Here is a 13,546-nt window from a genome sequence, read left to right as displayed (position 1 = left end):
GCCACCGCACGGACCCTGACCCGGCCGGGCTCACCACTGGCCCGGCAGGGTCCCGCCGTACCAGCTCTCGATCAGCGACCGCGAGATCGAGACGCCGCTGGGCAGCACGAGCGTGCCCGCCTCCGCGCCGGCGCGCATCTCCGCCCGGGTGAGCCACTGCGCGTGCTCGATCTCCGAGCCGTCGACGTCGATCTCGGTGCCGGTGGCGCGGGCGGTGAAGCCGATCATCAGGCTCGCCGGCATCGGCCACGGCTGGCTCCCGAAGTACGCCGCGTCGCCCACGACGACGCCGGTCTCCTCGAGCACCTCGCGGCGCACCGCGTCCTCCATGGTCTCGCCGGGCTCGACGAACCCCGCGAGCGTGGAGTAGCGACCCTCGGGCCACGCCGGGCTGCGGCCCAGCAGGGCGCGCTCCTCGGGGGTGCCCGGCTCGCCGTCGGTGACCAGCATGATCACGGCCGGGTCCGACCGCGGGAACTGGTCGCGCCTGCAGCCGGGACTGTGCAGCACGTGGCCGGCCTGGCGGGGCTCCAGCCGGTCGCCGCAGCGGGGGCAGTACGTCGTGGACGCGTGCCACTCGGCCATCCCGATGGCGTGCAGCACCAGCGGCCCGTCCTCGATGGTGTCGTCGACCAGCCCCATCATCACCGAGCGCAGGGGCACCCAGCCGTGCCGGTCCTCGACCAGCCGGGGGTCGACGACGACGGCGAAGTGCTCCACGCCGTCGCGGTCCCCGAGCAGGATCCGTCGTCCCTCGGGGGCCTCGTCGGCCCCGACCCAGCGCAGGCCGCCGTCGACCGGCTGCACGCGGGTGCCGCTGACCACCAGCACCCGGGTGCCGGGACGCCGCCACAGCTCCTCGACGTAGGACTCGTCGGTGCGCAGCAGGCCGTGCCGGTCGTGGGCGTGGCGGCTCAGCGCGACGTGCGGGAGGTCCCGCTCCGGCGCCCCGCTCATCGGTCGCCCTCCGCCCGCTCGCCGGGTCCGGCCGCGAGCCAGGCGGCGAACGCCCGGTCGTCGTACGGCCGGCCCAGGAAGTCCTCGACCAGGTCGGCGGCGTCGCGCGAGCCGCCGGCGGCCAGGACGAGGTCGCGGTAGCGGGTGGCCACCTCGGGGGCGAACAGGTCGCCCGCGTCGAAGGCCGAGAACAGGTCCTTGGCGATCACCAGGCTCCACATGTAGGTGTAGTAGGCCGAGGTGTAGCCCTCCAGGTGGCCGAAGCCGGTGTGGAAGTGCGTGTCCGGCACGAGCGCGATCAGCGAGTAGCGCTCCATCAGCTCCCGCATCCGCGCGGTGAGGTCGTCCGGGCGCTCGGCGTGGAACCAGTAGGACAGCGCGGCGTAGGCCATCTGGGTGCGGGCCAGGAAGCCCTTGCCGAACTCGTCGGCGGCGCGCATCCGCGCCACGAGGTCCTCGGGCACCGGCGTCCCCTCGGCGTCGAGGGCGAAGGTGCGCAAGACGGTCGGGTCCCAGGCCCACTCCTCGAGCATCTGCGACGGCGCCTCCACGAAGTCCCACTCGGTGGAGACCCCGGAGAACGCCACCCACTCGTGGCGCCCGGCCAGGACGTGGTGCATCAGGTGGCCGAACTCGTGGAACAGCGTGACCACGTCGTCGTGGGCCATCAGCCCGCGCGGGAAGTTGCAGACCAGGACCCCCTCGGGCAGCTGGCGGTCGCGCACGCCCTGGACGAGCGTGAACTGGGCGGCGTGGTTGTACTTCGCCGTCCGGGGGTGCAGGTCGAGGTAGATCCGCCCCAGCAGCTCGGTCTCGCCGGCCAGCCGGACGTCGTACGCCGTGACGTCGTCGTGCCAGGCGGGCACGTCGACGGAGGTGTACTCCAGGCCGAACAGCCGGCCCGTCACGTCGAGCAGCCCCGCGCGCACGCGGGCGAAGTCGAAGTAGCGGCGCACCTCCTGGGCGTCGAGGCCGAACCGCTCGCGCTTGAGGGTCTCGACGTGGTGGCGCCAGCTGGAGAAGTCGACGACGTCCTCGCCCTCCTGCGCGGCGTGGGCGAGCAGCTCGGCCATCTCGGCGCGGCCGGTCTCGTCGGCGGCCTGCGAGATCCGGTCGATGAACTCGGGGATCCGGCTGCCCTTGCCGATCATCTTCAGCTCGGCGTCGTACGTCGGCCAGTCGGCGTACCCCAGCAGGTGGGCGCGCTCCTCGCGCACCGCGAGCAGCTCGGCCAGGACCGGCTCGTTGTCGGGCCAGCCGAGGTTGAGGAACGCGTGGGCGACCGCGCGACGGGCATCGGGGTCCTGGGAGTAGGTCAGGAACGGGTAGGTGTCGGGGTAGTCGGTGTTGACCTCGACCTGCCCGTCCTCGCGGACGGGGTGGTCCTCGCGGTAGTCCTCGGGCAGCCCGGCGAGGGACGCGCCCGGAACGAGGGTGGTGCGCCGCCCCTCGCGGATGCCGCGGGAGAAGGTCTGCCCGAGGGCGCCGGCGCGGCGGTCGAGCTCCCGGACGCGGTCGCGGGTCTCCTCGTCGCGGTCCACCCCGGCACGCCGGAAGGACAGCAGCGCCTTGTCGAGCACGCGTCGAGCGGCCGGGTCGAGCGCCTCGGGGTCGAGCTCGGACAGACGCTGGTGCACCTCGGCGTCGAGGTGCAGGTCGGTGTCGAGCTGCTGCACCTGGAGGTCGACCTCCTCGGCCGCGCGGACGACCGCGGGGTCGGGGTGCACCGAGCTCATCAGGGAGCTGCGGGCGCCGACGTCGGCCAGCGCGACCTGGGCGTCGTTCCAGCGCCGCAGGGCGGACGGGTCGCCGGCGGCGGCCTGCTTCAGGGCCGCGACGGCGTCGCGGAAGGCGGCCAGGGAGGTCTCGGTGCTGTCGGCGAACCACGCCTCCCAGGCGTCGGGACGGTCGGGCAGGGCCAGGGGGGTCAGGTGCGAGGAGGCCATGCTCGCGAGATTAGCGGGGCGCGTCAGGAGAAGGGCGAGGGGCCGCGGGGAGCCGGGTCGACGCGCTCGGAGTGCACGTGCCGGGCGGGTCGCGACGCCGGCAGGCGTACGCCGAGCACGACCTCGGTGCGCACGACGCACAGGTCCCCGCCGGTCTCCTCGACGGCCACGCCGTGACCGTCGCACGCGACCACCCGACCGGTGATCCACTCCCCGCCCACGTTGACCCGCACGACCAGGTCGTCCTCGCGCGCCCGATCAAGGGCCTGACCCACGCTGAGCACCATCGTCGAACCGAACATCGCTCCCCCTGTCGTTCCCCCGCGCCAGAGTCTCCTCACCCGGGCCAGACGAGGCACTCATCGCCGACAAGTTGGGCGCACTGGTCTGCACCGGCCTTTTCGGACTCAGACGGACCCTTGACCGGGACCGCCCGGGCTGCCTGGAGCGTCGGGGCCGTCGGGGCCGTCGGGGCCGTCGGGGCCCATCAGCGCCTCGAGCCCGGCCCGGTCCAGCAGGCCGGCCGGCTCCACGGTGCGGCCGCTGCGGACGTAGTGGAAGGCGGCACCGACCCGGTCCAGGGGCACACCTGTGAGCTCGGCCCACGCCAGCCGGTAGAGCGCGAGCTGGAGCGGGTCGGCCGACTCGCGCCGGCTGGTCTTCCAGTCCACGACCAGGAAGCCGTCGCCCTGGGCGTACACCGCGTCGATCCGGCCGCGCACGACCTGGCCGGCCAGGACCAGGGAGAACGGCGCCTCGGTGGCCACGGGCACCCGTTCGGCGAAGGGGCCCGCCTCGAAGGCGTCCACCAGCACCTGCAGGTCGGCCTCGTCCTCGATCCCGAGGTCGCCGCGTCCCGGCAGCTCGTCGGGGTCCAGCAGGGACTGCTGACCCACCCGGGCCTCGACCCAGGCGTGGAAGCGGGTCCCGAACCGTGCCTCCGGCGACGGCGGCCGCGGCATCGGCCGGGCCAGGTCGCGGGCGAAGGCGTCGGGGTCGTCGCGCAGCCGGGCGACCGAGGTGGCCGAGAGACTGGCGGGGAGCGCGACCTCGCGGACCGGGGACCGGTCGGCCCGGGCCTCGGCGAGCAACCGCTCGGTCTCGGCGTCCCACTCCGCAACCGTGGCAGCGGCCACGAGGTCCAGGCCCTCGTCCGCGTCGGCCCCCTGGCCGGGCACGGGCCCCTCGAGCAGCTCGTGCACGGCCTCGCGGACCAGGTCGGCAGCCACCAGCCGGCGCTCGTGCTCGGCCGTCCGCACCGTCACCGGCCAGGGCACCGACGTCACCGCTCCCATCAGCGGGTTGGTCTCGCCGTCGGTCGGCGGGTCGGGCCAGGCCTCGAGGGGCAGCCCCTCCTCCTCCAGCACCCGGCGCACCGTGAGCTGGTAGTCGGAGGGCGCGAGCGGCTTCTGCCTCGTCGGGCTCCACTGGTAGGAGGAGACCCAGAGCCGGTGCCGCGCGCGGGTGAGGGCGACGTAGCCCAGCCGCAGCTCCTCGACCGCCTGGTGCTCGCGCGCCTCCTCGGTCAAGGCCGCGAGCGCCGGCTTGTCGTGGCCGCGCAGCTGCGGCACGTCGGCGGCGTCCCCGCGCAGCGGGGCGGGCAGGACGCGCCCGACCGTGGTCCACTGGGACCGCGCCTTGGCGACCGGGAACTTCTCGGCGCAGACCCCCACCAGGAAGACCGCGTCCCACTCCAGGCCCTTGGCCCGGTGGACCGTGAGCAGCTTGACCGAGTCCGCCTCCGACGGCGTGGCCTGGTCGAGCCCGCTGCCCATCTCGTCCTCGGCCTGGAGCCACGCCAGCAGCGACGGGAGGGTCACCTGGCCGTCGATGGCCTGGAAGTCGGCCACGGCCTTGACGAAGAGGTCGAGGTTGTCACGACGCGCGCCCGCCGCCGGCGAGACCGAGGCCGCCAGCTCGACGTCGATGCCGGTGACGTCGACGATGCGTCGCACGAGGTCGAGCAGCGGCTCGCCCACGTGGTGGCGCAGCGAGCGCAGCTCGCCGTCGAGCAGCGCGAACCGCTCCAGCGCCTCGGGCGAGTAGGGCAGGTCACCCGGGTCGGCCAGGGCGTCGCACAGGGACACCACCTCCGTGGGGTCGGCCCCCTCGACCGCGCGCTGCAGCTCCTCGGCGACCGTGACCCCGTCGGGGCGCAGGACCGTGCCGGCCAGGGCCCGGGCCCGCTTGCCCAGCAGGGCCAGGTCGCGCGGCCCGATCGCCCACCGCGGCCCGGTGAGCAGGTTGAGCACGTCGGCGTTCGCGGTGAGGTCCTGCAGCAGCGACAGCGTGGAGATGACCTCGGAGACCTCGGGGAGCCGCATCAGGCCCTTGAGGCCCACGATCTCGACCGGGACCTCGCGGGCGGTGAGCGCGTCGAAGACGTCGGCGGCGTGCTTGTTGTCGCGGACCAGCACCCCGATCTCGCTCCACGGGCCGGACCCGGTGGCGTGCTCGTCGAGCACCTGCTGGGAGAGCCAGGCCAGCTCGGCCGCGTAGGTGGCGTGGCGCACGGCGTGGACCTCGCCGTCCGCGGCGTCCGGCTTGGCCTCCAGCGGCTCGACCTGGTCGAAGGCGGCGTACAGCGGGGCGGCCAGGGCGTTGGCCACGTCGACGACCCGCCGGTCCGAGCGCCGGTTGACCGTGAGGGAGTACGACGGCACCTCGGCGCCGTCGGCCGAGGGGAAGAACCGGCCGAAGTTGAGGATGTTGGAGACCGAGGCGCCCCGCCAGCCGTAGATCGCCTGGTTGGGGTCGCCGACCGCGGTGACGGCGTGCCCGCGCCCACCCCCGGCGCCCTCGCCCACGCCCGGCCCGGAGAAGAGCCCGCTGAGCAGCTGGGCCTGGGCCACCGAGGTGTCCTGGTACTCGTCGAGCAGGACGACCTTGAACTTGGCCCGCTCCAGGGCCCCCACCTCGGGCTGGGTGCGGGCCAGCTCGGCGGCCAGCGCGACCTGGTCGGAGAAGTCCATGACGCCGAACTGCGCCTTGAGGCGACGGTAGCCCTCGACCAGGTCGAGGATCTCCTCGCGCTCGACCATCTTGTCCAGCGCCTTGGTGATCTCGCTGCGGGCCCGGGAGGTGGCCAGCGCCTGCTCGAACAGCGGCCGCTGCTGGGCGTGCCAGGCCCGCACCTGGGCCGGCGTCACCAGGTGCTCGTCGAGCTCGGCGTCGAGGGCCAGCAGGTAGTCGATGGCGAACTTCGGGTGCTCGCTGAGCAGGTCGACGGCACCGGTGTGACGCTCGATCGCGCGGGCGGCGACCTGGTAGCGGGAGGCGTCGGCCATCACCCGGGTGTCGGGCTCGTGCCCGATCCGCAGGCCGTGCTCGGTGAGCAGCGAGGCGGCGTAGGCGTTGTACGTCGAGACCAGCGGCTCGACCCGCTCGGGCTGCTCGTCCGGCTGCTCGCCCGGCGCGACACCTCGACCGGGTCGGGGCGCGGCGAGGCCGGCGTCGTCGAGGGCCGAGCGCACCCGGGAGGCGAGCTCGGCGGTGGCCTTGGTGGTGAAGGTCAGGCCGAGCACCTCGTCGGGGGCCACCTGGCCGGTGGCGACGAGGTAGACCACCCGGGCGGCCATCACGGAGGTCTTGCCCGACCCCGCCCCGGCGATGACCACGGCCGGCTCCAGCGGCGCACTGACGACGCGCCACTGCGGCTCGCTGAAGGCGAACGGCGCCCGCATCAGCCGCTGGAGGTCGGCGGGGCCGTCCAGGCGTACGCCGGGTCGCGCGGGCAGGTCCACGTCGCCGGTCGCGGTCACGAGAGCACCGACCCGGAGACGTGGGCCGGGCACAGCGGGACGAACTGGCAGCGGTCGCAGCGCGACGAGGGCTGCGCGGGGAACGACTCCTGGCGCAGCGCCGCGGCCGCCGTGGTGAGCTGCAGCTGGACCGGCAGCACCCCGGTCTCGTCGGGCTGCTGGGGCGGCTGGGCCTGCACCTTGAGCCGACCCCGGACGTCCTTGCGCAGCTGCCACAGCTCGGCACCCCCCGATGTCACCGGGGCGCCGGCGACCTCGTCGAGCGCACCGTGGTCGACCGCGTGCTGGTAGAGGCCGAGCTGGGGGTTCTCGGTCAGCGAGGCGTCGGTGGGGGCGTACTTGCCGGTCTTGAGGTCGACCACGACGACCCGGCCGTCCTCGTCGAGCTCGAGCCGGTCGGCGTACCCCCGCAGGACCACGGCCTCGCCGTCGGGCAGCACCACCTCGGCGCGGATCTCCTGCTCGGTGGCCAGCACCTGGCGGGCGCCGGGGCGCTGGTGGTGGTCGACGAAGCGGGTCAGCGCCTTGCGGACCTCCTCGCGCTCGCGGCCCCGCGACCAGGGCGTGCGGAAGGTGAGCTGGTCCCAGACCTCGTCGACCAGGGTCATCAGCTGCTCCACCGCCACGGGGCCCGGGCCGAGCTCGTCCTTGGCGACGCGGTCGGCGATCGCGTGCACCAGGTTGCCGAACCCCTGCGCCTGGCTGGAGGTCTGCGACCCGCCGGCCTCGCGCTCCAGGAACCACTGGGCGGGGCAGTCCAGCAGCCCGGCGAGCGCGCTGGCGGAGAGCTCGACGGGGCGGTCCGGCGGCCGCAGCGGCGCGTCGGCCCGGCTGGGTCCACGGGTCCCCCACCACGTGGCCGGGTCGGCCCCGGGCACGAGCGGCCGCCCGTCGGGACGGGTCTGCAGCGACAGCGCGGCCAGCCGGCGCACGGCGGCCCGGCGCAGGTCGGGCGGTGACGCGGGGTCGGCCGCGGTCCGGCGCAGCTCGGCCACCAGGCCGGGCAGCGACAGCGGGCGGGCCGGGCGACCGGCCCGGTGCACCACCTCGACGCCGAGCTCGCCCAGGAACCGGGACGGCTGCTCGCCCTCGTCGTCGGGCGAGGCGACGGCGGAGACGACCAGGCGCTCCTTGGCGCGGGTGCACGCCACGTAGAACAGGCGACGCTCCTCCGCGAGCAGCTCGCGGGTGCTGGTCTCGGGCTGGAGCACGGGCAGCGACCACTGGGCCGCGCCGATGCGGTCGGCGTGCAGGAGCGAGGAGCGGCGACGCAGGTCGGGCCACGCGCCCTCCTGCACGTGGGCGACGACGACCAGGCGCCACTCGAGCCCCTTGGAGCGGTGCGCCGTCAGCAGGCGTACGGCGTCCCCGCGGACGCCACGGTCGGCCAGGGAGTCACCGGGGATCTCCTGGGCCTCGATGGTGGCCAGGAACTCCCCCACCCCCTTGTGGCCGGCCTGCTCCTCGGCCCGGGCGGCCGCCTCGAACAGGGCGACGACGGCGTCGAGGTCGCGGTGGGCCAGCCGGGCCCCGGCGCCCCCGCGCAGCGTGCGCTGGCGCAGCAGCTCGGGCCAGGACGTGCCCGACCACAGCTGCCACAGGACCTCCTCGACCGTGTCGCCGTCGTCGAGGCTCGCCCGGGCCCGCCGCAGCAGGGTCGCGAGGGCGGCCACCTTGCGGGGCACCGCGTCGGCCGCGGTCCGGCCCGGCGCGCCGAGCAGCTCCGGCTCGGCCAGGGCGGCGCGCAGCAGGTCGGCCGACCCCCGCGGCGACCGCTCCTCGGTCGGGGCCCGGCGCTTGTCCTCCTCGCGCAGCCGCCGCGAGAGCGCCCGGACGTCGGTGGCGTCCAGGCCGACCATCGGGGACAGCAGGAGGCCCTCCACCGTGACGGGGTCCAGCAGCGCGGCCGGGTCCGGTGCCGTCGGGTCCAGCACCACCACGGTGCGCAGCGCGGAGACCAGCGTGCTGACCGCGGGCTCGCGGGCGAGCGGGGTCTCGTCGCCGGCGACCTCGACCGGGACCCCGGCGCCGGCCAGCCCGCGACGCAGCACCGGGATCGAGGTGCGCCCCGACCGCACCAGCACCGCCATCTCCGACCAGGGCACCCCGTCCTCGAGGTGGGCCCGCCGGAGCAGGTCGGCGAGGCGCTCGACCTCGGCCCGCTCGGTGTCGACGGTCAGCACCTCGACGCGGTCGGTCCGGCGGGTGCCGGGCTCGTCGCGCACCGAGGTGGGGGCCGTGAAGGCGGCCCGGGCCTCGGCGTCGATGCTGCCGGTCAGCGGGAGCCGCGAGGCGATCCGGCGGCTGGCCGTGAGGACCCGCGGGCCGAAGCGCCGCACGTTGCCCAGGGCCCGCACGTCGGCCGGGCGTCCGTCGCGGTGGCGGAACTGGTCGGGGAAGTCGAGGATGCCGCGCACCTCGGCCCCCCGGAAGGCGTAGATGGACTGGTGCGGGTCACCGACCACCGTGAGGTGGCCCCCGTCGCCCGCGAGCGCCTGGAGCAGGCGCACCTGGCCGGGGTCGGTGTCCTGGTACTCGTCGACGAAGACGTGGGTGAACTCGGCGCGGAGCTCCTCGCGGTGGTCCTCGGCCTCGATCACCGCCCGGCGCAGCAGGTCGGGGTAGTCGGTGGCGCCCTGGAAGTCCAGGTTGGAGAGGTACTGCTCCAGGAAGTAGCCCGCCGCGACGAACTCCGGCAGCCCGTGCTCGCGGCCCAGCGCGGCGAGGGCCGGACCGTCGAGGCCCTTCTCCCGGGCCCGCCCCAGCACGGAGGCCACCTCGTGGGCGAAGCCCCGGGTGCCCGCGGCCCTCGCCAGCGAGTCCGGCCAGCCCACCGACTCGGGCGAGTCGGCGAGGAGCTCGCGCAGCACCACGTCCTGCTCGGGCGCGCTCAGCAGCCGCAGCGGCGTGGAGTAGAGCTCGGCAGGCGAGTAGCGCCGGACGAGCCCGTAGGCGAAGGAGTGGAAGGTCGAGCACATCGCCGCCGACGTGGTGCGACCCAGCCGCGCCGTGACCCGGTCGCGCAGCTGCTCGGCCGCCTTGCGGCTGAAGGTCAGGGCCAGGATCGAGGCCGGGTCGACCCCGCGGACCTCCACCCGGTCCGCGATCGCCTCGACCATGGTGGTGGTCTTGCCGGTCCCCGGGCCCGCGAGGACCAGCTGGGGGCCGCCGGTGTGGGCGACCACCGCGCGCTGGAACGCGTCGAGCACCGGCGCGCCCGCGCGCCCGCCGGTGGGGCGCACCAGGCGGTAGGCGGTCCCGGGGGGTGCCGGGGGGGTCGCTGCGGTCACGGGCGCAGCCTCGCACCCGCCACCGACAGGACCGTCACGCCGGCGCCCAGAACGCCCGCGGCATGTCGATCCGTCCGGTGGACCGCAACGGCGTCCCCTCGGCGAGGTAGTGGGCGCGCGCCTCCTCGTCGTGGCTGGGCGGCAACGACCCGTCGGAGCGCACCACGCGCCACCACGGCACCGGCCCCCCGTGCAGCGACATCACCCGCCCCACGGCACGCGGACCGCGGGCGCCGATCGCGTCGGCGAGGGCGCCGTACGTCGTGACCCGCCCCGGGGGCACCTGCTCCACCAGGGCCAGCACCCGCTCGACGTGCTCCTCGGCGTCCACCGCCCGATCCTCTCAAGCGGTCTTGTCGCGGCCTAACCTCGCTAAGTAGATAAGTTTGCTACAGTTAGTCGACCAGGTACGCCGCACAGGAAGGGACGAGCATGACGATCCAGTTCGAGGCCCACACCGAGCACGTCTCCCCTCCCTCCGCCGCCCCCGTCCGGGTGCGCAAGGTCGGCGGGCGCATCGGCGCCGTCGTCGAGGGCGTCCGCCTCGGCGGGGACCTCTCCCCCGGGACCGTCGCCCAGGTGCGCGCGGCCCTGCTCGAGCACAAGGTGCTCTTCTTCCGCGGCCAGCACCACCTCGACGACGACCACCAGATCGCCTTCGCCGAGCTGCTCGGCCCCCTGACCACGGCCCACCCGACGGTCAACACCGGGTCGGCCCGCGTGCTCAGCGTCAAGGCCGACCGGGGCATGGCCGCCAACTCCTGGCACACCGACGTGACCTTCGTCGACCGGGTGCCGGCCATCTCGGTGCTGCGCGGCGTCACCCTGCCGGCGTACGGCGGGAACACCTGCTGGGCCAACACCGTCACGGCGTACGACGCCCTCCCGCGGCCGCTCCAGGCGCTGGTCGAGGAGCTGTGGGCCGTGCACACCAACGCCTACGACTACGCCCGCGACACCGAGTCCGGCGAGGACGACGACGACTCCAACTTCAAGCGCTCGGAGTTCGAGTCGATCCACTACGAGACCGAGCACCCGGTCGTGCGCGTGCACCCCGAGACCGGCGAGCGCTCGCTGGTGCTGGGCCACTTCGTGAAGAAGTTCGTCGGCCTCAACACCTCGGAGTCGGCCGCCCTGTTCAAGGTGCTCCAGGACCGCGTCACCAAGCTGGAGAACACCGTGCGGTGGACCTGGGAGCACGGCGACGTCGCGATGTGGGACAACCGCGCCACCCAGCACTACGCCGTGGCCGACTTCGACACCCAGCCCCGCGAGATGCGCCGCATCACGGTCGCCGGGGACGTGCCGGTCTCGATCGACGGACGCCCCAGCGTGGTCCGGTCGGGCAACGCCGACCACTTCAGCTCGATCGACCACCTGATCAGCTAGCACGTTTCCCGACATAAGCCGACGGGCGGTGCCGCTGGAGCTCCAGCGGCACCGCCCGTCGGCGTCGTCAGGTCGTCAGTAGGACGGCTGCGAGGGGTCGATCTGGTTGACCCACGCGACGACGCCGCCGCCGACGTGGACCGCGTCGGCGTAGCCCGCGCCCTTGAGCACGGCCAGCGCCTCGGCCGAGCGGACGCCCGACTTGCAGTGCAGGACGACCGGCTTGTCCTGACCGAGCTGGTCGAAGACGTTGCCGTTGAGGAACTCGCCCTTGGGGATCAGGATCGAGCCGGGGATCTTGTTGATCTCGTACTCGTTGGGCTCGCGCACGTCGACCAGGGTGAAGTCGCGGGTGCCCTCCTCGCGCTCCTTGAGCATGTGCTCGAGCTGGGTGACCGAGATGGTCGACCCGGCGGCGGCCTCGGAGGCCTCCTCGGAGACGGCGCCGCAGAAGGTCTCGTAGTCGATCAGCTCGGTGACGTCGGCGTTCGGGCCGCACAGCCGGCAGTTGGGGTCCTTGCGGACCTTCAGCGTGCGCCACTCCAGCTCGAGGGCGTCGTAGATGACCAGCTTGCCGACGGCAGCGTCACCGATGCCGGTGAGCAGCTTGATCGCCTCGTTGACCTGGATCGAGCCGATGCTCGCGCACAGGACGCCCAGCACGCCGCCCTCGGCGCAGCTGGGGACCATGCCGGGCGGCGGGGGCTCGGGGTAGAGGCAGCGGTAGCAGGGGGCCTCGGCGCCCTCGAGCGTGGGCCAGAAGACGCTGGCCTGGCCGTCGAAGCGGTAGATCGAGCCCCAGACGTACGGCTTGTTCAAGAAGTACGCCGCGTCGTTGACCATGTAGCGGGTCGCGAAGTTGTCGGTGCCGTCGACGATCAGGTCGTAGTCGGCGAAGACGTCCAGGACGTTGTCGTTGTCGAGACGCTCCTCGTGCAGCACGACCTTGACCAGCGGGTTGGCCTCGGCGATCGACTCCATGGCCGAGACGGCCTTGGACTTCCCGATGTCGGACTGCCCGTGGATGATCTGGCGCTGCAGGTTGGACTCGTCGACCTCGTCGAACTCGGCGATGCCGAGCGTGCCGACGCCCGCCGCGGCCAGGTAGAGCAGCGCGGGGCTGCCCAGGCCGCCGGCGCCGATGACCAGCACCTTGGCGTTCTTGAGCCGCTTCTGCCCGGTCATGCCCACGTCGGGGATGATCAGGTGGCGGCTGTAGCGGCGTACCTCGTCGACGGTCAGCTCGGCTGCTGGCTCGACCAGTGCAGGAAGGGACACGACTGCTTCTCCTCGGGTGGCGGGCATGTGCCGGTGGCAACACCGGCGCGTCTCCCCATGTTCCCCGGCCGCGGTGGGCCGACCCGCCGCGACCGTGATCCGGACACCGCGCCCCGCCCGTCCGCAGCCGTGCACGCGCGCGCCGCGAGCGCGCCCCGGCCCCGGGCCCCGCTGCTTGTAGGCTGCGCCGGTGAGCACCTCGGACCCTCGGCGAAGCACGCCCACCTCGGAGCCGGTGCCCGCCCGGGGCGTCCGTCTCCCCCGACGCGCGCGACGCGCCCAGCTGCTCTCGGCCGCGCGCGAGGTCTTCGTGGCCCAGGGCTACCACGCGGCCGCGATGGACGACATCGCCGAGCGCGCGGGCGTCTCCAAGCCGGTGCTCTACCAGCACTTCCCCGGCAAGATGGAGCTCTACCTCGCGTTGCTGGACGAGTCCTGCGACGCGATGATCAGCTCGGTCGCCGCCGCGCTGGACAGCACCGAGGACAACAAGCAGCGCGTCACGGCCACGATGCAGGCCTTCTACGCCTACGTCGCCGACGCCGAGGGCGCCTTCCGGCTGGTCTTCGAGTCCGACCTGACCAACGAGCCCGCGGTGCGCCTGCGGGTCGACCGCGTCACCATGGAGTGCGCCAAGCTGATCGCCCACGTGATCTCCGACGACACCGGGCTGCCCGCGGAGCAGTCGCAGCTGGTCGCCGTCGCCCTGGTCGGCATGGGCCAGGTGAGCGCCCGCTACTGGCTGCACGAGAGCGGCACCGTGGACCAGAGCGCGGCCGCGACGCTGGTCTCGGGCCTCGCCTGGCGCGGCATCCGCGGCTACCCGCGCCACGACGAGCGCTAGCTCCCGCACGGCCCCGGGTCGCGCCTCACCCCGGGTCTGACACAGTTGACGCAGGGCCCTCACCCGGCCCGGCACCCCCGA

The 13,546-nt window shown here is 74.2% G+C and carries 9 protein-coding genes; 2 read left to right on the top strand and 7 right to left on the bottom strand.

Features of this window, described 5'->3' with window-relative positions; translation table 11 throughout:
• Positions 1–30 precede the first annotated feature (30 nt).
• The 6 genes from nudC to ACYVDA_RS11985 form a co-directional block, all read right to left on the bottom strand.
• Positions 31–957: an NAD(+) diphosphatase gene (gene nudC / locus ACYVDA_RS12010; RefSeq protein WP_460818596.1), complete on the bottom strand. Its 927-nt coding sequence runs from the start codon at positions 955–957 to the stop codon at positions 31–33.
• Positions 954–2,903, bottom strand: a complete 1,950-nt coding sequence (locus ACYVDA_RS12005; protein WP_460818595.1) for a M3 family metallopeptidase — start codon at positions 2,901–2,903, stop codon at positions 954–956. Before ACYVDA_RS12005 ends, nudC begins: the two co-directional genes overlap by 4 nt.
• A gap of 23 nt (positions 2,904–2,926) precedes the next feature.
• Entirely contained in the window at positions 2,927–3,205 is a 279-nt protein-coding gene (locus ACYVDA_RS12000) for a hypothetical protein (RefSeq protein WP_460818594.1), read from the bottom strand.
• Between the two features lie 105 nt (positions 3,206–3,310).
• Positions 3,311–6,664 (bottom strand): ATP-dependent helicase, encoded by a 3,354-nt coding sequence (locus tag ACYVDA_RS11995; RefSeq protein WP_460818593.1) that lies wholly within the window; start codon positions 6,662–6,664, stop codon positions 3,311–3,313.
• Positions 6,661–9,954 carry an ATP-dependent helicase gene (locus ACYVDA_RS11990; RefSeq protein WP_460818592.1) on the bottom strand — a complete coding sequence of 1,098 codons (3,294 nt, stop codon included), beginning with the start codon at positions 9,952–9,954 and terminating at the stop codon, positions 6,661–6,663. The genes ACYVDA_RS11995 and ACYVDA_RS11990 overlap by 4 nt, the downstream gene beginning before the upstream one ends.
• A gap of 34 nt (positions 9,955–9,988) precedes the next feature.
• Positions 9,989–10,285, bottom strand: coding sequence for an MGMT family protein (locus ACYVDA_RS11985; protein WP_460818591.1), 297 nt, complete (start codon positions 10,283–10,285; stop codon positions 9,989–9,991).
• A 101-nt stretch (positions 10,286–10,386) separates the two neighbouring features.
• On the opposite strand from ACYVDA_RS11985, the gene ACYVDA_RS11980 reads away from it, so the two are divergent.
• A complete protein-coding gene (locus tag ACYVDA_RS11980) occupies positions 10,387–11,343 on the top strand; it encodes a TauD/TfdA dioxygenase family protein (protein ID WP_460818590.1) in 957 nt (318 codons plus the stop codon).
• Between the two features lie 75 nt (positions 11,344–11,418).
• Here the strand turns inward: ACYVDA_RS11980 and moeZ are convergent, their stop codons facing one another.
• A complete protein-coding gene (moeZ, locus tag ACYVDA_RS11975; protein WP_460818589.1) occupies positions 11,419–12,648 on the bottom strand; it encodes an adenylyltransferase/sulfurtransferase MoeZ in 1,230 nt (409 codons plus the stop codon).
• A 163-nt stretch (positions 12,649–12,811) separates the two neighbouring features.
• Between moeZ and ACYVDA_RS11970 the strand changes: the two genes are divergently transcribed.
• Positions 12,812–13,465, top strand: coding sequence for a TetR/AcrR family transcriptional regulator (locus tag ACYVDA_RS11970; RefSeq protein WP_460818588.1), 654 nt, complete (start codon positions 12,812–12,814; stop codon positions 13,463–13,465).
• The last annotated feature ends 81 nt before the right edge of the window (positions 13,466–13,546 follow it).

The sequence above is a fragment of the Nocardioides korecus genome (assembly GCF_054778395.1).
This window is presented reverse-complemented; position numbering and strand designations above follow the sequence as displayed.

Excerpts from the sequence above, each read along its gene's own strand:
- moeZ (WP_460818589.1), bottom strand. The coding sequence starts at position 12,648 with ATGCCCGCCACCCGAGGAGAAGCAGTCGTGTCCCTTCCTGCACTGGTC.
- nudC (WP_460818596.1), bottom strand. The coding sequence starts at position 957 with ATGAGCGGGGCGCCGGAGCGGGACCTCCCGCACGTCGCGCTGAGCCGC.
- ACYVDA_RS12000 (WP_460818594.1), bottom strand. The coding sequence starts at position 3,205 with ATGTTCGGTTCGACGATGGTGCTCAGCGTGGGTCAGGCCCTTGATCGG.
- ACYVDA_RS12005 (WP_460818595.1), bottom strand. The coding sequence starts at position 2,903 with ATGGCCTCCTCGCACCTGACCCCCCTGGCCCTGCCCGACCGTCCCGAC.
- ACYVDA_RS11980 (WP_460818590.1), top strand. The coding sequence starts at position 10,387 with ATGACGATCCAGTTCGAGGCCCACACCGAGCACGTCTCCCCTCCCTCC.